This window comes from Kitasatospora sp. NPDC052896 (genome assembly GCF_044547075.1).
Classification (GTDB): domain Bacteria; phylum Actinomycetota; class Actinomycetes; order Streptomycetales; family Streptomycetaceae; genus Kitasatospora.
On the sequence record NZ_JBITZU010000007.1, the window covers coordinates 375,036 to 393,917 of the forward strand.

Below are 18,882 nucleotides of genomic sequence, written 5' to 3' on the forward strand. Positions count from 1 at the left end.
GTAAGTTTTGGGGGATCCGATGCTGGCACCGGCAGCGAACAAGCAGGTCATCGAGGGCTTCTTCCGGGCGATCAACGAGCGGCGACTCGACGATCTGTCGCAGTACATGGCACTCGACGTGATCGACCACAACAAGATCATTTTCGGCGAGGCGGACACGCCCGGCGCGGCCTTCGACGGCTTCCGCCAGCAGCTCGACGCCTTCGGTGAGGGCGTGATGCGCCCCGACGCCCTGGCCGCCGAGGGCGACACCGTCGTCGCCCGACTGACCGTCACCGGCACCCACACCGGCTACCACCCCCGGATGCCCGAGCCCACCAACCGCTCCTGCGAGGTCGAGCAGATCTGGTGGTTCACCGTCATCGACGGCAAGATCTCGGAGATCCGCGCCGTCAGCGACCGCCTCGGCATGTTCCTCCAGCTCGGCTGGCCCTGGCCGACCGCCGACTGAGCGGCCGTGGAATCCGACGCACCGAAGCAGGGGCGCCGCGCCCGGCGAGGACGACCGGTTCGGCCTTCTCGACCGTGACCGCGAAGTTGAACTGCCTCGTCGTACCGCCTCGACTGTTCGGGTAGTCGAAGTGCCCGACCCGACGCAGCCGTGCACGCTGTCGACGGCCAGGCCGGTCTCCTCGGCGGAGGGCCTCCAGGACGCTCTCGCCCTCCTCGACCTTGCCCGACGGGATCTCCCACATACCGTCCATGAAGTCCTCGGACCTGCGCCGCACCAGGAGGACCCGGTCGGCCTCGGTGACGACGGCGGCCACGAAGCCGGCGATGCCGTCCTGTTGGGCGCCGCTGACGAGGCTGGCCGGGAACTCGGCAGGGGTCAGGCTCACAGCGACTCCTCGCGATGCTCGCCCACCTTGACGGCCGCGCGGACGCACTGCACCGCCGGGGCGGGATCCTGCTCACGATGCCGGAGCGGAGCTTGATCGTGTGCCGGTAGGCGCTCGCGGTCACCGGCGGGTCACTGGACCTGCCCACCCGCATCGGCGCGGTGTCAAGTACGAAGAGCGAGCAGGAAACTACGGGAACCGGGGATATGAAAGGCCCCCGACCTGCGGATTCGCAGCTCAGGGGCCTTCCTTGACCAGGGGGCGGACGAGTCGGCCTGTACGCCGGGAACAGTCTCCTCATGGGCAGCCACCTGCGGAAACGCAGTCTGGAGGAGCCTGATCGCCACGAAATCGCCACACACCCGCCAGCCGCCACTTCTGGATGCCCGTCACTCTCCGGAGGGGGAGGTCGGCGGCTCCGGCTCAACCAGCGATCAGCTCGCGCACCGCGTCGCTCACCCCGGGCAGTTCGCTCGGCAGGGCCCACTGGTGGGCGTCGTGCTCGGCGAGGACGACCGGTTCGGTCTTCTCGACCGTGACCGCGAAGTTGAACTGCCTGGTGGTGCCGCCGCGACTGTTGGGATAGTCGAAGTGGCCGAGGTATCCGTTCACCGTTTCGATGGTCAGACCGGTCTCCTCGGTGGTCTCGCGGCGGAGAGCTTCCAGGATGGTCTCGCCCTCCTCTACCTTGCCGGACGGGATCTCCCACATCCCGCCCATGAAGTCCTCGGGCTTGCGCTGCACCAGGAGGATCCGGTCGGCCTCGGTGACGATGGCAGCAGCCACGAAGCCGGTGATGCCGTCCTGTTGGGCGTCGCTGACCAGGCGGGCCAGGAATTCAGCGGAGGTATTGCTCACAGCAACTCCTTGTAGTGGGCGCTCACCTTGACGGCCGCGTCAACGTACTGCTCGGCCAGCGCGAGATCCTGCTCACGGTGCCAGACCGGGAGCTTGATCATGTTCCGGTAGACGTGCTCGGCAACCGGGAAGGAGCCGGGTGGGTACTGGCGGTGGTGGTGCGGGTGGCCGGGAAACAGCGGGTCGGGGTGCTGGTAGAGCGGCAACTCGTGGAGGGGACGGGTGGATCCGGGCCGGTCGAACTCCACCGCGCCTTCGGCGACCAGGGCCCGGTGGAACCGCTCGATGGGCAGGCCGCCGAGCTCGTCGGGCGGGTAGGTGAGCGTCAATCCGTACCAGGAGGGGACCACCCCATCGAGTCCCGGCGTGACTTCCAGACCGGGTACCTGGTTGAACTGTTCGGTGAGATGGCGGGCGATCTCGGCCCGGCCGGCCAGGTAGCCGTCGAGGCGGCCGAGCTGGTCGAAGGCGAGCGCGGCGGCCAACGGGTGGATGCGGAGCTTGAGGCCGGACCCAGTGACCGCGTACCGCGCGAGCGGATGGCCTTCCGGGATCTCGGAGCTGCACCGCTTGTTGTAGTGGGCGAACGTCAGCACCCGGTAGTAGGTATCGTCGTCGTCCGTCAGGACGAACCCGCCCTCACCCCCGCTCAGCGGCTTGGGACCGTTGAGCGAGAACGCCGATGCGAGGCCGAAAGTGCCGACCTTCTGCCCGTGGACGCTGGCGCCGTGGGCGTGCGAGCCGTCCTCCAGCAGAGCCAGGCCGTGGGCCTTGGCGATCGCGGCGAGGGCGGCCGTGTCGGCCGGGCGGCCCCACAGGTGGGTGACCATCAGTGCTCGGGTGCGCGGGGTGATCAGCTCTTCGACTCTGCTGGGGTCGATGTTGCCGTCCAGGCCGGTCTCGCACAGCACCGGCACCGCGCGGAAGTGGAACAGTGGGGAGGCGGTGGCGTGGAAGGTCCAGGTCGGCACGATCACCTCGTCTCCGGCCCTGATCCGGGCAGCCGAGTAGAGCGCGTGCAGGGCAGCGGTGCCGGAACTGGAGGTGATCGCGTGCCGGACACCGAAGTACGCCCGCAGGCCGTCCTCCAATTCAGCCACAATCCCGGACCGGCCGGGGATGGAGACTGCCATGTCCAGTTGGGCGGCGACCTTGGCACGGGTCGTGTCGTCGATGGGCGGCCACGCGAAGTGCGGGACGGCGGCAGTCACTTCGGGTTCGCCACCAAACAGCGCCAGAGTGGAGTTCACAGCATCTCCTTCGGGTCGATGTAGCGCCCGGCTGCCTTGGACTCGTAGCAGGAGGCGATGAAGGCGGCGTGGGCGAGGTGCTGTTCGGGGCCGGAGACGTTGGGGCGCTCTCCGTCCAGGACCCGGCAGAAGTAGTCGATCTGTGCGGTCGCCGCACTGGCGGGGGCGTGCGGGCGGGTCAGCTCCTCCACCACCGCGCCGCCCAGGTCGAGCCGCTGGACCTGGCCCTTCGTCAGCAACACCGAGCCCCGGGTGCCGACGACGTGCAGCTTCTCGGTCTTCGGGGCCGCCCATCGCGACAACAGGATCGAGCCGTAGAGGTCGCGGTCGTAGCCGAGCTGGATGACGGCGGTGTCCTCGGCGTCGTAACCGGCCCCAGGCAGGGCGGCGGCGGAGAAATCGGCGAGGATCCGGCTGGGCATGCCGAAGTACCACAACAACAGGTCGATGAGGTGGTAGCCCATGTCGATGATGCAGCCGCCCCCAGCCTGTTTCACGTCCCCGCGCCACCCGGCGCCCGGGTCGTCGGTGTGGAAGGTGTAGTGGCCGTCGATGAGAAACGGGGTGCCGATCTGATCCAGCAGGCCCAGCACGCTGGTGTAGATCGGGTTGAACCGGCGCTGGAGGGTGACCATCAGCTCGACCTGGCCTGCCAGACAGGTCGCGGCGAGCTCGCGAGCCTCGGCGAGCGAGGTGGCGAACGGCTTCTCCTTCAGGACATGGACGCCTCGGGCGGAGCACTCCTCAATCACGGCCCGGCCCGCGTAGTGCGGGATGGCGACGATCACGAAGTCCGGCTTCACCGAGTCGAGCAGGTCGGCAGCTCGAGTGAAGGCAGGAACCTGGAGCGTGTTCTGACATGCACGCAGGACATCCGAGTTGCTGTCGCATACGGCGACCAGCTCGGCCCGGCCCGAGCCGAGCAGGCCGGGTAGATGCTCTTCGAGTGTCTGGTGGCCGAGGCCAATGAGTGCGGCGCGTCGCTTCATGGTCAGACTCCTTCCGCTTCGTGCGGGAACCTGTCGATGCGTGTCGAGTACAGCCCAACGGGCAGTCACCGAAAAGGCTTTGTCTGTAGTCCCGGGGTTGTCCCGCACTCGCCGGCAGTAGGCTCACGGTCACTGTCGATGATGGAATTGGCCCGTGGACGACCCGATCCGACACCCCCTCGCCTACGCACGCGAACTGCGCGGCTGGTCGCAGGGCGACCTCGTCGCCCGGCTCGACAGGGCCGCCCGCAGTCATGGACTCCGCTCCGGTGCTGACAAGACGGCCGTCAGCAGGTGAGAGAACTGGCGAAAGACACCAGACCTCAACTCCCAACTCCTGATCGCCGAAGCCTTCAACGTCCCGGCCTCCGACATGGAGGCGTACGGCTGGCCCTACTGGCTGCCCGGACGGGACGAACCGCTGACGCTGGGGTCCGGCCGCACCGCTCAAGCACTCCGAGACGCACAGAGAGCCGCCATGGACCGCCGCAGCTTCATGACCTACAGCGCCATCTCACTGGCCGGCCTCGCTGCCCAGTGGGCCACGATCGAACCCGACCGTCTCACCTCGGCCCTCGACGGCGAACAGGTGGACACCGAACTCGTGGACTGGCTGGAGGACACCAGCGCGAGGCTGACGGCCCTGCCCACCGAACAGCGCCAGCACACGATCCGTCTGATGGACGCTCATCTCGCCACAGTGACCGACCTGATCGAAGGCGGCCGATACAGCGAGAAGACCGGCCAACGGCTCCACCTGCTCGCCGCCGCCCTCGCCACCACCTACGGCTGGCACCGGTTCGACCACGGCCAGCACTGGGCGGCCGGAAAGCTCTGGGGAGCGGCCCTGCACTCCGCGCACGCCGCCGGCGACCACGACTTCGGTGCCGGAGTGCTCTCCGACTTCGCCTACCAGTCGAACTGGCTCGGCGAGCCCAAGGTCTCCGTGGACCAGCTCGGATACGCGCTGTCCGGCATCGAGCACCCCACCGCCCGGTCCCTCCTGTACCTCCGCCGGGCCAGGGCCCACGCCGCGCTCGGTGACCGCTCCGCCTGCTACCGCGACCTGTCCGGCGCTGAGGACGCGTTGGCCGTCGAGGCCACCGACCCCGCCCCGGCTGGTGCGCCTGGATGGGCCCGGCCGACCTGGCGGTCGACTCGGGCCAATGCCTGCTGGACCTCGGCCGGACCGGCGAGGCACACGCGCGCATGGCCGAGGGCATGGCACTGCTGCCCCGCGCCAGGGACAAGACGCGTGGGATCTTCCTGACGTACCAGGCCAGGGGCTACCTCCAGGCCAACGATGTCGAGCAGGCGCTCGCGGTCACCAGCGAGTCGCTGGACCTGGCCACCCGCATCGGCGCGCCACGGTGCGTCACACTCGTCCGCGACCTCGCCCCGGCCTTCAAGCCATACCGCCAAGTGGACGGCGTCCCGGAGCTCCTCGAACGCCTCAGGGCCTGCTGACGCGGCGTCGGCGACAGCCGAGAGATCGAGCCCCATCGCCGCCAAATCGCCACACGCCGCCCAGGAGCAGGTGGCAGTAGACGCGAAGAGTGAGCGAGTGGCACGGCGCTGAGGCACGCAAAAGGCCCCTGACCTGCGAATTCGCAGCTCAGGGGCCTTCCTTGACCAGGGGGCGGACGAGTCGGCCTGTACGCCGGGTTCATCCGGGGCACCTCTCTGACCTGCGCTGATGTGGAGTCGAACCGGCTGTGACCTGCAACGAAGGGTTACAGAGGCGCTCGGAGGCAATCAGAGCCAATCACTCTGATTCGACCCCGATTCGACCCGGTCGTTCCAGAGCCGTCGGGGGCCGTCGGAGGCGATCATGCCGATGGCGGCCGCCGGACTCGGCTCCGGTCGTACCGCGGTGGTGGGTCTGCCTCCCACCGGTACCGGAAAGTACGAAAGCCCCCAGGATTGCCGTCCTGGAGGCTTCGCTGGCACCGATTGGAGGTCGGTTCCGGACACCACCGCTGGTTTTGACGGGCCTCGGTGGCGTCCTCGTCTTTGCGAGACGACCACAGAATGCCACACGGCACCCCTCCTGCGCACTCCCCCGAACAGGGTTCACGAGCCTCACGGAGCCAGTCAGAGGCAATCAGAGGCAATCACTCCGACCACCTGGGACTTCGCCAACTCCCTCGGGCGGCAGCCGACCTGGTCCTCCTGGGTGACCTCACTGGCCGCTACGCCACCGGCAGCTACAGCCGCCTCTCCTCCTCCAGCGGCACCGTGGCCTCGCGCGAGCAGCGCCAGGGCGCGGCTGAGCACGGGCACCGGCTCACGGCGGCCATCGCCTGCCACGTCGCCCGGGCCGGCGGCACCGTCGACCAGCTCACCCGTCTACTGCTGCACCCGGACCACGAGGGTGGCCGCCACGCGCGGATCATCGCCGCGCGCTCCGGACACGCCCGCACCGAGGCCTATCTCCAGCGGGTGTGGGCCAGCGCCAGCGGGCTGGTCGCCGGCACCGTGGCGATCGCTTCCCGCCCGGACGCGCACGAGGACCTTGCGGTGCTGCGCGAGCGGATCGAGACGACCCCGTGGCGCGGGGAGCGGGGCCGCACGGCCCTGCGGATCCTGCGGGCGCACCTGAACTTCGCGCAGGCTGCCGGTGGGCGCGTGCACGCCGCCAGCGAGCGGCAGGCGGCCGAGGAGGCCGGGATATCCCGGCAGACCCTGCGCGCCGCCTACGAGGCCGTGCTGAAGCCGGGCGGGTGGCTGCGCCGCCTGCGGGTCGGCCACGGTACAGAGGGCTCGACCTGGTACCTCGGCGAAGGCCCCCGGGCCATCAACACACCGTTGCTGTCTCGTGATCGGGCCAGTCAGTTCCCCCCCGACGTGGCCCTTGAGGAGTGGGTTACCTCTGAGACGGTCACGAGGGCAGATGTCGATTCCAGGGTCATCGGCCGGCTGATGGCACATGACGCCTTCGCCCACCGGGGCCTGGGCAGCTCAGCGCTCATGGTCATCGGCGCCCTCCACGTGCGCCCCGGCCAGACCTCCGGTGAGCTGGTCGCCACCTCCTCCGTGTCCAGAGCCACCACCTACCGGACCCTGAACCGGCTGAAGGCCCACGGCTTGGTCCTGCAGACCGGCACCACCTGGTCCCTGGCACCGCGCGCTCTGGAAGGCCTCGGCGCCGGTAACAGCCTCCCGGAAGCTGTTACCTCACCCGCCACGCCACCGGAGCCCGCCACGCCGCCGGAGCCCGCCGCCGGGTGGGACGCCATCGCCCTGACGTACGGGACCGCGGGCATCGCCGCCGACCGCAAGGCCCTGCACGCCGCCGAGCGCGCCGCCTACCTGGCCGCGCTGCAGCAGCGCTCCGAGCACCGCAGCAAGGCCCTGGTCCTCGTCCGGGGCGACCGCACCGTCCTGGTCCCCTCCCCTCGCCCCGACGAGGTCCCCGCGCGGTGGCAGACCGCCGACGGACGCGTCCTCGACCCCGCCACCGGCCGGATCCTGCCCGACTGGCAGCTGGCCACCGACGGGCGCCTGATCCTCCTCACCCCCACCGACCAGCTCTCCTACGACGACCTGGTCGCCGCCCACACCCGAGCCCTCGACGAATGGGAATCAGCAGCATGACCAGCAAACCCCGGACCACCCCGGCCACCACCACGGCCGCCCAGCGCCACAAGCAGGCCCTGCGCCTTCGCGCCGCCTACGACGCGGGCGCCACCGTCGCCGAACTCGCGTCCGACTCGGGCCTGCCCTACGGGACCGTCATCAACCGCCTGCGTGCCGCGGGAACGGTCATGCGGACCCCGCAGCAGACACGCCGGCTGCGTGCCGATCCCCAGCGGCGTCGCCTCGCCGCCGACCTGAGGGCGCGCTACGAGGACGGCGCAACCGTCGCGACCCTGGTGAAGATCGCAGGGCGATCGGCGCGCACCGTGCGCCGCCTGCTCCACGAGGCCGGAGCGACCCTCCGTCCCGCCCGCAGGCGCCAGCTCCCGGCTCCGGAGGCGGCAGCTGCACGCGAGCAGCTCAAGCGGGATCTGCGGGCCAACTACGACGCCGGCGACAGCATCCAAGTCCTGGCTCAGGCCACCCGCCTCTCCACCCGAACCGTCCACCGGCTGCTCCGGGAGGCCGGAACGACGATGCGCTCCCCGAGCCAGCACAGCCGCGCACGTCGAGCAGAACTCTCGCTGTGATCCCGCCACCTCCACCGAAGCGCACCAGCGCGCTCGGCACGAGACAACCACTCCGCCCGCTCCGAGACCAGCAGAGAGACCACCTGACATGATCGTTGCCCATATCAGCCCCCGGACGGCCGGGAAGACCACGTCCGTCGGCTGGCACGCCCACGCCCTGCATGAGCGCGGCTTCCCGGTCTGCGCCATCGAGGCCGACTACAGCCTCCAACTCTCCGAGTGGGACGCCTGCGTCGGCGGCTTCCCCTTCCCCGTCCAGCAGCAGGCCTCCCCGCTTTTCCACAAGAACGTCCCGCCCACCGTGGCGCCCGGGGAAGTCGCCGTTGTCGACTGCGGCCACGCCGAAGACCACCGCCGGATCGTCCAGTCCGTCCTCCGGGTCGCCGACCTCGCCATCCTCAACTCCGCGCCCACCATCGCCGACATCGACCGCATCGAGCGCCTGCCGATGCGTGCCCTGATCGACGAAGTCGACGTCCTACGCCCCGACGGCACCCCGCCCACCACGTGGATCCTGCTCAACCGCGCCCAGACGGGCACCAAAGCGATCAACGACCACCGCAACTACCCGCGTGACAAGGGCTGGAACGTCTTCACCACCGTCATCCCCAACTCCAGGCGTATGCCCAGTCGATCCTCCGCCCCATCACGGCCCGCGGATCCGCCTACGACGAACTCGTCACCGAAATGATCCACCGCAACCTCCTGCCCACCCCGGAGACCCAGCGATGAACACGACCGACAGCGCCTCCGCCCTCCGCGCCCGCCAAACCCAACAGACCGGCGAAACGGGCCAGGTGATCCCCCTGCGTCCCACCGGCCGCCCGGCCGACCTGGTCATCACCTCCGAGATGATCCCCACACCGTCCCCCACCGACACATCCGGTCCCCTCGCCCCCGGCGAGATCCACGACCTCGCCACCTGCGAACGAGCCGTCGAGAACCTCGCCACCGCCGCCTGGCTCGCCGGCAAGGCACTCCAAGCAATCCGCGACGGCCTCCTCTACCGGGAAACGCACTCCACCTTCGAGGACTACGTCCAGGAGCGGTGGGAGATGAGCGTGCGCGCCGCCTACCAGCTGATCGCCGAATGGCCACTCGCCGAACACCTCAGCCAGGCCATCGGCAAACCCGTCACCGCCTCCCACACCCGCGCCCTACTGCCCATCGCCAACCGCCACGGCCTGGACGCCGCCACCGACATGTACCAACAGCTGCGCACCTGCGCCGACACCGAGAACGTGCGACTCACCGCCGGCATCGTCATCAAAATCGTCAAGGCCGTGATGAAGAAGACCAACGAACAGGCCGAGGGCACCGCATTCACCGACACCGCACGGCAACTCATCACCACCAAAGCCCTGCCACGCGCCACCAAAGCGGCGTCAGCCCGACCCGCGCTCCCCGCAAGCGAGGAAGCCGAGCCACCTTCACCCGCCGAAGACTGCCGTCTGCAAAATTTTGCAGACGGCCAGGAGCACGCGACGACGCCGAGCGCTGCCACTCCCGGGCCGAAGCCCGATGATGAAACCGCAACAGCCGCTGCCCAGACCTCCGAAACTCCCTTCACCGAGCCGACGCCATCGGCTGCACGGCCCCTTCTGCAAAATTTTGCGCAGGACCAGGCGCAGGAAGGTGTGCCGGACTTCGTTGCCCCTCGGTCGGGACGCGATGGCGAAGCCGCAGGCACAGGGATTCCCGACGCGGTCGACGTGCTTCAAGGCGTTCTCGACCGCCTGGTCGCGGTCCAACGCGACCTCGCGCTTCCACGGATCGCCCCCGCCACTCCTGAAAGGCACGCCTTGGCAGGGTGGTTGGCTACACAGGCCATCAACCGACTGGCCGTCGCAATCCAGCTGCTCAAACCTTTCGGCGACGGCGTGACCGTCGACTGGGGACTCGCGACCGTAGCTGCTGATGCGACTGGACAGTCCGAGCAGCCCCCTTCCGCGCAAGAAGCAGGCGGCTCGCAAGTCCTGAGCCAGGCGGACACGCGTTGAGGAGCGTTGGCACTCAGTTGAGCCTCGTGGGGGTGGACGGGACAACGCGCCTGAGTCGCCCCCGGGGGCCAGCTGTCGCTCCTAGCTCCGCCACCGCATCCTCTTCCCGTGTCACCACATAGCGCTACCACCGATTACGGAACGAGCAATAGTCAATAGTTGTGGGTGGGGCCTTCCGACGCAGTGATCTCGGTTGCCGCGAGCCGGGCGTCTTCACGTACCCGCTGGTCGGGGTGGTGGAGGAACGGCTCGATCAGCGGCAGGGCCCGTGGGTCGTGGGTGGAGCCGAGGATGTAGAGGGCGTGTTCGAGTAGCTCGGGCTCCATCGTCGGCATGACGATCGCCAGCGGTTCGACGAGGTCCAGGGGCAGGCGGTGGTGGTTGAAGGCCTCGCTGATGGAGTTCAGTGCGGACTCGCGGACCTTGGTCTCCGGATCGTTGACGGCCAGGCTGACCAGGCGTCCGACGAGCAGGCGAGCGGTTTCCGTGTCGAGTGCGGTGCCGCGCAGGAGGTCCCCGAGGGCGTCGGCGGCGACATCCCGACGGTTCGGATCGCGGTCGGTCAGCGCTTCCAGCGCCGTGATCATGTCGTTCACGCCGCCACCTCGGACCGCTCGACCAGGACGCCGTTCTCGAAGCGAGCGCCGGCGCGGACCAGGGACACCAGGTGAGCTCCGGTGATCGCGCGCCATCGCGCCTGAGCGGACTCGACCAGCTTGAACACCATCGCCAGCGCCGCCGCCGGGCTGCCCGCACCGCGGGTGACCTTGGTGCGGAGCTTGACCGTGGAGAAGGTCGACTCGATGGGATTGGTGGTCCGTAGGTGGATCCAGTGCTCGGCCGGGAAGTCGTAGAACGCCAGCAGCTCGTCCCTGTCGTCGGTGACCTTCGCGACGGCTTTGGGGAACTTGGCGCCGTAGGTCTTCGCGAACGCCTCGATCGCTTTCTCGGCGTGGGTCCTGTCCTCGGCGTTGTAGATCTCCTGCATCGCCTTCACTGCCCCGGGCTGGGCGGACTTGGGCAGGCAGTTGGTGACGTTGCGGGACTTGTGAACCCAGCACCTCTGCGGCCTGGCGGCCGGGAACACCTCGGCCAGCGCCCGCCAAAGGCCCATGGCGCCGTCGCCGACCACCAGCTCGGGGTCGCGCATGCCACGACGGCGGCAGTCTCGCAGCAGGTCGGCCCACGACTCTGTCGACTCCCGCAGCCCCTCGGCCAGCGCGATCAGCTCCTTCGTGCCGTCCAGGCGGACGCCGAGCAGGACCAGGACGCACGAGTGCGCCTGCCCGAGCCGGACCTTCGGGTGCACGCCGTCGGCCCACACGTAGACGAAGTCGCGGTCGGACAGGTCGCGGTCCTGGAAGGCGGCGTGGTCCTCGCCCCACTGCTTCGTCAGCCGGGTGACGGTGGCCGGGGAGAGGCCGGCGGTGCCGCCGAGGAACTGCTCCAGCGCGGGGACGAAGTCGCCGGACGACAGGCCGTGCAGGTAGAGCAGCGGCAGCACCTCGGAGATCTTCGGCGACTTACGGCACCACGGCGCCAGGATCTTCGAGGAGAACCGCTTGCGCTCGCCGGTGGCGTCGTCGACGCGGCGGTCGTTCACCCGCGGGGCCCTGACCTCGACCGGTCCGGCGGCGGTGACCACTGTCCGGGGCCGGTGGTGGCCGTTCCGGACCACCAGGCGCCGACCACGCTCGTCGGTCTCGGCCGTCAACTCGGCTATGTACTGGTTGACTTCCGCCTCCAGCGCGGCGGCCAGCATCCGCCGGGCGCCCTCGCGGACGATCTCGTCGATCAGGGAGCCGGACTGTGTGGAGCCGTCGTCGGTGACTACGCTGAGCATGGGCGTGCCTTCCCGACCCGCGCTGCAACGCGGGCCTACTCGGAGACCATCAAAGGATCATTCGGGAAGGTACGCCTTCCGCGTGCCTGCTGGCACTGATCCACAGGTCTCCAGCATTGCTCCGGAACAGAGCCGGAATCCTGCCCCGCCACCTCGGCGTACTTCGGGTGGACCGAGGCGTGCCGCCCACGGCCCTGGCAAGCACACGGCCGCATTACGGGGAGCGATTCCAGACCAGCAGGAGGTAGCCGCCGAAGTAACCCGAGATCAGGGTGAGAGTGGCCAGGACGACGAGCATCGTGCTCTTCCGCGCCTTGGCGAGACCCACCGCGCCCGGCAGGAGCAGCGGGAAGGCAGCCACCAGGAAACGGGCCTTGGAGTGGTAAAATCCGGCGCCGCCGAGCGAGGTGGCCAGGAGGAGTGCACTGAAGAGTAGAAGCGGCCAGGGTTGGCGGTCGAACAGGCTGAGCGCGAAGAGCATGACCGCGAGGACCAGGATGACGGTGACGGCGTAGTACTCGAGGTCGTTCGGGTGGGTGAGGATCTGCTTGGCCGTGGTGAGGGTGTAGCTGCCGCCGTCCCAACTCGATCCCCAGCCCTTGTCCTGGATGTGGAACCAGCCGTCGAGCTGGTGCACGCGCAGGCCGACCCAGAGCAGGTAGCCGAGCCAGCCGATCGGTGCCAGGACGAGTGCGAGGTAGGGGCGCCAGCCGTCACGGCGGCGGACGATGGCGATCAGTGCGGCGAGGCAGACGACTGGTACGAGCGCTGAGGCGGTGGGGCGGGAGAGGCCGGCGAGCAGGCAGAGCGTGCCCGCGGTCAGCCATCGGCGGTTCAGTAGAGCGTAGAGAGTCCAGGCGCACAGGGCGGTGAAGAGGCTCTCGGTGTAGGCCATCGACTCGGTGATGGCGTGGGGTATGACGCCCCAGAGCACGGCGAGCAGCACACCGGTGCGGTGGTCGTACAGTCGGCGCCCGATGGCGTACATGCCCCAGGCCGCCGCGAGCCCGCCGACCCAGGCGAGCGCCACAGCGGTGGCGGCGGTGCCCAAGGGTGACACGGTTGCCAGTGCCTTGCTCAGTTCCGGGTAGAGCGGGAAGAAGGCGAGGTTGCTCTGGAGCGGGTGGCCGTGGTCGTAGCCGTGCTCGATGATGCCCAGGTACCAGATCGAGTCCCACTTATGGGCAAGCTGGCGCAGGAGGCTCTGGTGTTCGGATCTGGCCCAGCCCCAGAGGATGCCGATCCCGATCAGGCGCACCAGCAGGTAGCCGGCCATCGCGGGTGCCGCCGACAACGCCATGGCTTGGAGATCGCGTCGTGGACTGGACGTCCTGTGTGGCGCCGGCGCGCGCCGAGCATGGCTGACCGTCGTCATAGCGCGATATTTCTTTCACACGGGGACATTACGGATATCCGTTCGAATGATGAAGATCCGCGCCAGTATAGGTAGTACGCGCTTGCGATCGCAGGGCTACCTCGGGCAAGCGTGCTTCGTGACGACCTCTGCATCTTGGAAAGCGGGTGGCACTGCCCCCCGGCGGGGCTGTCGGGGGCAGGGCCACGGCTGAAAAGTGCGGCCTTCGGCTGCGGGTGAGTCAGTGAATGGGGTGATCTGCTGGTAGAGGGCAATGACCCGCGGTGGTCAGGGCGTAGTTCCAGGCCTGGAGGCCGCTGATCGTGCCGGGAAAGAACCGGTCGGAGCCGATCCTCAGCGTACGGATGTCACTCTCGCCGCCCACTTGGGCCCCTCGCCCGCAACTCATTGGCGTCGCCGGCCGCCTCACGATGGCGGCCCTGGGCGGTGCGAGCCTTGAGCTTGGCATCCCAGACCGTCAGGCCGAGTTTGCCGAGACGGGCCGACAGCGCGACCCGGCCAGCGCGAGCTCCGTTGCCTCAGCCGGTTGGCCCTGTGTGATCAAGAAGTTGGCGAGATTGATCCGGACTTCGTGGGTGATCGTGTGGTCCTTACTCAGCACGGCCGGGCCCTGCGCCAGTAGGTCCCGCAGCTCGGCGGCCGACTCACCTGCTGCAGCTTGCCCAGGTGGCTGCCAGCCGACCGCGGGCCTCCAGGGTCGGCGTGGACCCGACACCGAGCCGGAAGTCCGGGCCCGGCGGCTGGCACGGGCGCCGGCTACGGGTTCCGCAGGTACGCCGGATGGACGGTCAGGGCGGCCTGCTCCGGGGTGTCGTGCGAGGTCACCTCCTGGGTGACCAGGTCGTCGAGGAGGTAGCCCTCGTACACCGCCACCCTTTTCTCGGGGCCGAGGCCGGGCCGGCCACGCTGGCCCCAGCCGGACCTGGCGGCCCTCTCTGCGCTGCGCGCCCAGGGCTCTGAGGCCGGCTGGACGTGGCCTCCCCACGCCCGGCCAATGCTGGCGTCGGCGTTCGGCCGCTATACCCGGGCCGGCTTTCGCGGACGGGCGAGGGGGTTCTTGGCCGTCGGTTCGGGCTCGGGGCTGCACCAGGCGGTGGCCGCGGCGAGCACGAACACCAGGCCGGTGGTCAGGATGGCGTACACCAGGTGCTTGGTGTTCTCGATCGCCTCGCCGTAGACCGCGGTCAGGAACTCCACCGCGGTGACTGCGGCCATCGCCACCAGGGCGGCCGCGAACGCCCGCCGGCGCGGGTTGGCACCGGCCCGGCGGTACCAGCGGACGGCGAGGGCCGCGAGGGCGAACTCGAGGACCAGTACGCCGACTCCGCCGACATGACGCAGGAACCAGGTGTAGAGCGCCACCCGGGACTCCTTGGCCCCGGCCGGCCGGCCCGCCGCGACCGGGTAGGAGCCGAGGTTCGGCGGCCGGGACGCGGCGAGGTCGTCCGCGCCGCCGAGCGCTATCCGGGCCGTGACGGCGGGGTGTCGAACCAGGTACCCGGCGATGTTCTGATAGGTCATCCGGCCGCGGACCTCGGGCCAGCGCGGGTCCTTCTCGGGTGCCACCGGGCCCCACCAGTTCAGACCGGTGTACTTGGCGAAGTCGGCCGGCAGCCCGAGTTCGACCGCGGCCTTGGCCGGATTCGAGGTGTGCGTCAGCACCCCGTCGAAGATCATCTCGGTTCGGTTGATCTCCTTGAACGACTGCATCTGGTACTGGAAGGTCAGGGCACCGGTCGCCAACAGGACGGCCGCGGCCAGCAGCGGCAGCACACGGGCGGACAGCCGCCCCAGCGGCACCCGGCAGGCGAGCAGCAGAGCGACCAGCGGGACGGTCATGGTCGCCGCCTGGGTCTTCGAGGCGATCGTCAGCACCGACCCGACCGTGAACAGCGCCAGCCCGTACCGCCGGGCCCGCCCCGAGCCGCCGAGGTGCACGGCGCCCGCCGTCGCCAGCAGCAGCCCGTTGACGCCGGCCACCTCGCTGAACGGCGAGGCGTCGTACTCGGCGATCGCGGAGTCCGCGGCCACCACGAAGAGCAGCGCGCACACCAGGACCCGGGCGAGCCACGGACCGCGCAGCGCGGCCGCGAACACCGCGAACGCGACACCACTGAGCAGGCAGCAGAGCACCGCGAGCGCCCGCAGGTCGAACGCCGCGTGGAAGCCCAGCCAGTGGCTGAGCGGGCGGGCCAGCTCCGGCAGCCAGGAGCCGCTGCCCGGGTAGGTGTTGGTCGAGTTGCAGGCGCCTGGCTTGGCCGTGTCGTAGCCGAAGTTCACGTAGCTGAACATCCAGTCGTGCCCGGGAGTGGGCCGCACCGAGAGGTTCAGCGCACACATCCGGCTCGGGCCGTCGCCGTTGTCGGCCATGCCGATCGGGCTCGGCAGGAAGAGCCGGACTGCCATGAGCGCGGCCATCACCGTGCCGGCGAGCAGGGCGAAGAGGGTGTTCGGGGTTGGGCGACGTGTCACCGGCGTACCTTATGCCGCCACATCGAACGGCGAAAGTCGTGTTGCCCGAACAGCCGGATACGGCCCGTCAATCGTGCTGTAAGTGTCCCGCACGACGGCAGCCGCAGCGTGATAGTCAACCGGGCCACCGCCTTTCACCCGCGTCTCCGGACCGGTGACGACGCAGAGCGGCACGGGTGTGGGCGTGGCAGACTCACAACGCTTTGAAGCTCCGTTGTCAGCAAGCGACTTGAAAGGTCACTCGCCTCAACGGAGCTTCGGGTCTACTTGGTTACACCCCTGCCGACCAGCCCTTTCGCAGGATTACGCTGACCTTGCAACAGCCTTAGGGTTACTCCGGGGTGATGGCGTCGTCGACATCCGGTCAGGGGTGGCTCATTCGTAGACGGTGGCGGCATCCAGGGCTCGCGCGAAGAATGTCCAGTCGCCGCTCTCCGGCATGTCCTGCTGGAAGTTACGGTACCAGCCAGGAGAAGCGTCCGCCCATGCAGCCAATGCCCCAAGAAAGCTGTCTAGGGTTTTATTCTCCCACTCATCTCCACGCTCCAGGAAATCGTCGCGCAGTCTCTCGACGAAAGCGACGAATTCCTCGCGACTGGGCACATGGTCATTCAGGGGAGGGAAACTTGGCATGTCGCGAGTATACCGCAGGGCAACACGGGCCATGGACCCCGGGGCCATGACGTGGCACCACGGTTGCCGTGGTGCCACGTCATCTCCTCTGAGAATCCGGTCCGCCTACTCGACCGGGGGAATCAGTGGCTCTTCCGGAGGTGCGATCGGCTCTTCCTCCGGCGTGATCAGTTGAAAATACAGCCGCCGCGACCTCGGAAAATCCGGTTGTCCGGGAAGGTAGACGGAATGACAGACGGCCAGCAATTTTGACCCCTACCTTCTTGAAGGCAGGTTAGATTTTCCGTCCAGACTCTCGAATCACCTCTAGTTCCTCTGGATCTTCGCCGAGTTCCTCCAAGATTTCAAAAGCAAATTCGCCTCCCCCTGGGCACTTCTCGTTCGCGAGCTCCTCGTACAACAAGGCCATGGCGGGCTCAGCCGCCTCACAGCACTCAACTTCCAGATCGGGCCGCCCATTGGCCACCTCGGTCGAGTCCGACTCCCCGCCGACGAACGAGCTCAGCAAAGCCAGCATCCGCAGCCGAGCCGGGGCAGCCAGCTCCTCGTGCTCCAATGCAGCGATGATCACTGAAACCATCGGCACGGCCGCCTCGAACAGAAGCCCGTGCCGCGTAACATCGTCAACCAGCCCGGCGCCCGACGCCTCCTCTGGGGTCGTAGCAGCGACCAGCTCCGCAAAACTGCCAGGTACATGACGAGCCCCTCGCCTGCAACCGCAGCGCAACTCCGACCAATTGAAGCGAGCAGCCGCCACCTCCCACTCGCGCAACGGCCGCTCATCGATCGGCGGGCGTTCACCCTTGAGAGGCGCCGCCAATCGGCGACTTCTCGACAGTTTCACTCCCGTTGCACTCTCCCATCGGGCAGCCACTCCGTCACCGTCACAGGCCAGGACCTGCCGACCGTCGGATGAGTACTCGATCGCACTCACCCAGCCATTAAGGCCGAGCAGTTGCTTCTCGAGTTCCGCCGTGTGAGAGTTCCAGATTCGTACCACACGGTCGTGACCCGCAGTCGCAACGTGCGCTCCATCCGGACTGATCGCTACCCAGGTGACAAATCCAGCACCATCACTAAACCGGCCGATCGATGTGCCGGCCGGGATATTCCAGACCTGCGCCGCGCTCCGGCCGGCCACAGCCAGCACATCACCTGCCTGCGAAATAGCTGCCGAATCCACCCACTCCCCCCGGGCCTGTAGAACTGTCGCGGGCGATCCGCTCTCCATATGCCAGAATCTCACAAGGCCGCTGTGTGTGCCTACAACGAAGTGTTCACCATCGGGGTGGAAAGCGAGCGCCCGTACCGACCGGCCAAACGGCTCGGCAGGATCGGCCGCATCTACGCGCTGAAGCAGCCGACCGGTTTCGGCCTCCCAGACACAGGCCCTACCGTCAGCTCCGCCCGAACAGAGCCGGCGCCCATCGGTCGACCAGGCAAGAGCGCGGACCTCAAGCTCATGGCCAGGCCAGCTCTCGACCAATTCCCGGCCGAAGTGCCACAGGCTGACGTTTCCCAGGTGATCTCCAATCGCGACGGTCTCGCTCGCGTCCCCGGGGGCGAACGCGAGCGACGTCACCCTACCCACAGGGATCCTCACGCTCGCCACCACAGCACCGGAATCAGTATTCCAAACCGTACATTTGCCCGAAATGTCCACTTCCACGACCAGTTCACCATTTCGGCCGAAAGTCTGCGCCGAATAGAACGGGGCGGGGCTGTAGTCAAGCATGAGGATCCCAGCGTGATAGCAGCCCGACCTACTTTATTGTAACTATTCACGAGGTTGGCTCGGCTGCGGAAAGTTGATGATGTGTAAGTCATGGCCATTGCCGCTAGCTCAGTTGGCTAGAGCAGCTGACTCTTAATCAGCGGGTCCGGGGTTCGAGTCCCTGGCGGCGCACCTGTGAGGCTGTGGGCTCCTTCGCTTCTGCGAAGGAGCCCACAGTCGTTCACGATGACAAAAGCACTCGAGGGCTCGCGAAGGGGCGTCATGAGACACGCCGCGTAACGGCGGGGGCCAGGCGTTGCTCGGACATCACAACCTCGCCCTCGCCAGATAGACCAGATCGAGCGGCAGTCGTGCACTGGGGCCAAGGATGGCGTCAGTGCAGTGACGCCCGGACCTTGGTGATGGTCCGGGCGTCCTGAGCGTCATCGGCCAGCGATAGTTGACCATTCAGCCGGGCCGACTATTGACAAGCCCTCAAGCACTTTTCGATACACCCAAAACAGTGGGACTTGATGGACCTGGCTACCCAAAGCTGCGACTGATAACGTCAGGAAGGGATCCTTGGTGACCCCAGTCTTGGAAGATCGCGGCAGCGACGACGATGAACTTCGCCCTCGTTGCCGCATCTGGATTTTCTACGTTCCCGACACTCTTGCGGATAGACATATCGCCGACGACTTCCCCAGCCACGTTACACGGTCGGATTAGTTGATTTCCTT

The 18,882-nt window shown here is 68.1% G+C and carries 18 protein-coding genes and 1 tRNA gene; 9 read left to right on the forward strand and 10 right to left on the reverse strand.

Annotation, left to right across the window (positions count from 1 at the left end):
- The first annotated feature begins 7 nt into the window (after nucleotides 1-7).
- Nucleotides 8-451: an ester cyclase gene (locus tag ACIGXM_RS18070; protein ID WP_396561912.1), complete on the forward strand. Its 444-nt coding sequence runs from the start codon at nucleotides 8-10 to the stop codon at nucleotides 449-451.
- Here ACIGXM_RS18070 and ACIGXM_RS18075 read toward each other — a convergent pair.
- The 4 genes from ACIGXM_RS18075 to ACIGXM_RS18090 all read right to left on the reverse strand — a co-directional run bounded on the left by ACIGXM_RS18075 (nucleotide 393) and on the right by ACIGXM_RS18090 (nucleotide 3,936).
- Nucleotides 393-839: an NUDIX hydrolase gene (locus ACIGXM_RS18075; protein WP_396561914.1), complete on the reverse strand. Its 447-nt coding sequence runs from the start codon at nucleotides 837-839 to the stop codon at nucleotides 393-395. The two genes, ACIGXM_RS18070 and ACIGXM_RS18075, sit on opposite strands and share 59 nt — an antisense overlap.
- A 423-nt stretch (nucleotides 840-1,262) precedes the next feature.
- Nucleotides 1,263-1,697 (reverse strand): NUDIX hydrolase, encoded by a 435-nt coding sequence (locus ACIGXM_RS18080; protein ID WP_396561916.1) that lies wholly within the window; start codon nucleotides 1,695-1,697, stop codon nucleotides 1,263-1,265.
- Nucleotides 1,694-2,947: a DegT/DnrJ/EryC1/StrS family aminotransferase gene (locus tag ACIGXM_RS18085; protein ID WP_396561918.1), complete on the reverse strand. Its 1,254-nt coding sequence runs from the start codon at nucleotides 2,945-2,947 to the stop codon at nucleotides 1,694-1,696. Before ACIGXM_RS18085 ends, ACIGXM_RS18080 begins: the two co-directional genes overlap by 4 nt.
- The gene (locus ACIGXM_RS18090) at nucleotides 2,944-3,936 is read right to left on the reverse strand and encodes a Gfo/Idh/MocA family protein (protein WP_396561920.1); all 993 of its coding nucleotides are present in this window, start codon (nucleotides 3,934-3,936) and stop codon (nucleotides 2,944-2,946) included. The genes ACIGXM_RS18085 and ACIGXM_RS18090 overlap by 4 nt, the downstream gene beginning before the upstream one ends.
- A gap of 154 nt (nucleotides 3,937-4,090) precedes the next feature.
- On the opposite strand from ACIGXM_RS18090, the gene ACIGXM_RS18095 reads away from it, so the two are divergent.
- The 7 genes from ACIGXM_RS18095 (at nucleotide 4,091) to ACIGXM_RS18125 (ending at nucleotide 10,105) form a co-directional block, all read left to right on the forward strand.
- Nucleotides 4,091-4,234 carry a hypothetical protein gene (locus tag ACIGXM_RS18095; RefSeq protein ID WP_396561922.1) on the forward strand — a complete coding sequence of 48 codons (144 nt, stop codon included), beginning with the start codon at nucleotides 4,091-4,093 and terminating at the stop codon, nucleotides 4,232-4,234.
- A gap of 180 nt (nucleotides 4,235-4,414) precedes the next feature.
- Nucleotides 4,415-5,206 carry an XRE family transcriptional regulator gene (locus ACIGXM_RS18100; RefSeq protein ID WP_396561923.1) on the forward strand — a complete coding sequence of 264 codons (792 nt, stop codon included), beginning with the start codon at nucleotides 4,415-4,417 and terminating at the stop codon, nucleotides 5,204-5,206.
- Nucleotides 5,158-5,403, forward strand: a complete 246-nt coding sequence (locus ACIGXM_RS18105; protein WP_396561925.1) for a hypothetical protein — start codon at nucleotides 5,158-5,160, stop codon at nucleotides 5,401-5,403. The genes ACIGXM_RS18100 and ACIGXM_RS18105 overlap by 49 nt, the downstream gene beginning before the upstream one ends.
- 771 nt (nucleotides 5,404-6,174) lie before the next feature.
- The gene (locus ACIGXM_RS18110) at nucleotides 6,175-7,533 is read left to right on the forward strand and encodes a MarR family transcriptional regulator (protein WP_396561927.1); all 1,359 of its coding nucleotides are present in this window, start codon (nucleotides 6,175-6,177) and stop codon (nucleotides 7,531-7,533) included.
- On the forward strand, nucleotides 7,530-8,105 hold the full coding sequence (locus ACIGXM_RS18115) for a helix-turn-helix domain-containing protein (RefSeq protein WP_396561929.1): 576 nt from the start codon (nucleotides 7,530-7,532) through the stop codon (nucleotides 8,103-8,105). The genes ACIGXM_RS18110 and ACIGXM_RS18115 overlap by 4 nt, the downstream gene beginning before the upstream one ends.
- 88 nt (nucleotides 8,106-8,193) lie before the next feature.
- The gene (locus tag ACIGXM_RS18120) at nucleotides 8,194-8,796 is read left to right on the forward strand and encodes a plasmid partition protein (protein ID WP_396561931.1); all 603 of its coding nucleotides are present in this window, start codon (nucleotides 8,194-8,196) and stop codon (nucleotides 8,794-8,796) included.
- A 37-nt stretch (nucleotides 8,797-8,833) separates the two neighbouring features.
- Complete coding sequence (locus ACIGXM_RS18125; protein ID WP_396561933.1) at nucleotides 8,834-10,105, forward strand: hypothetical protein; 1,272 nt, start codon at nucleotides 8,834-8,836, stop codon at nucleotides 10,103-10,105.
- 152 nt (nucleotides 10,106-10,257) lie between these two features.
- Here ACIGXM_RS18125 and ACIGXM_RS18130 read toward each other — a convergent pair whose 3' ends face one another.
- The 6 genes from ACIGXM_RS18130 to ACIGXM_RS18155 form a co-directional block, all read right to left on the reverse strand.
- Nucleotides 10,258-10,692, reverse strand: coding sequence for a HEAT repeat domain-containing protein (locus ACIGXM_RS18130; protein ID WP_396561974.1), 435 nt, complete (start codon nucleotides 10,690-10,692; stop codon nucleotides 10,258-10,260).
- A gap of 5 nt (nucleotides 10,693-10,697) precedes the next feature.
- On the reverse strand, nucleotides 10,698-11,948 hold the full coding sequence (locus tag ACIGXM_RS18135; RefSeq protein ID WP_396561935.1) for an IS256 family transposase: 1,251 nt from the start codon (nucleotides 11,946-11,948) through the stop codon (nucleotides 10,698-10,700).
- Nucleotides 11,949-12,162: 214 nt separating this feature from the next.
- Nucleotides 12,163-13,248 (reverse strand): hypothetical protein, encoded by a 1,086-nt coding sequence (locus ACIGXM_RS18140; protein ID WP_396561937.1) that lies wholly within the window; start codon nucleotides 13,246-13,248, stop codon nucleotides 12,163-12,165.
- 1,092 nt (nucleotides 13,249-14,340) lie between these two features.
- Nucleotides 14,341-15,795: a hypothetical protein gene (locus tag ACIGXM_RS18145; protein WP_396561938.1), complete on the reverse strand. Its 1,455-nt coding sequence runs from the start codon at nucleotides 15,793-15,795 to the stop codon at nucleotides 14,341-14,343.
- A 375-nt stretch (nucleotides 15,796-16,170) separates the two neighbouring features.
- Nucleotides 16,171-16,428: a hypothetical protein gene (locus ACIGXM_RS18150; protein WP_396561940.1), complete on the reverse strand. Its 258-nt coding sequence runs from the start codon at nucleotides 16,426-16,428 to the stop codon at nucleotides 16,171-16,173.
- 274 nt (nucleotides 16,429-16,702) lie between these two features.
- Complete coding sequence (locus tag ACIGXM_RS18155; protein ID WP_396561942.1) at nucleotides 16,703-18,163, reverse strand: WD40 repeat domain-containing protein; 1,461 nt, start codon at nucleotides 18,161-18,163, stop codon at nucleotides 16,703-16,705.
- A 99-nt stretch (nucleotides 18,164-18,262) separates the two neighbouring features.
- Here ACIGXM_RS18155 and ACIGXM_RS18160 point away from each other — a divergent pair.
- Nucleotides 18,263-18,334: transfer RNA gene (locus tag ACIGXM_RS18160), tRNA-Lys, on the forward strand.
- Nucleotides 18,335-18,882 lie beyond the last annotated feature (548 nt).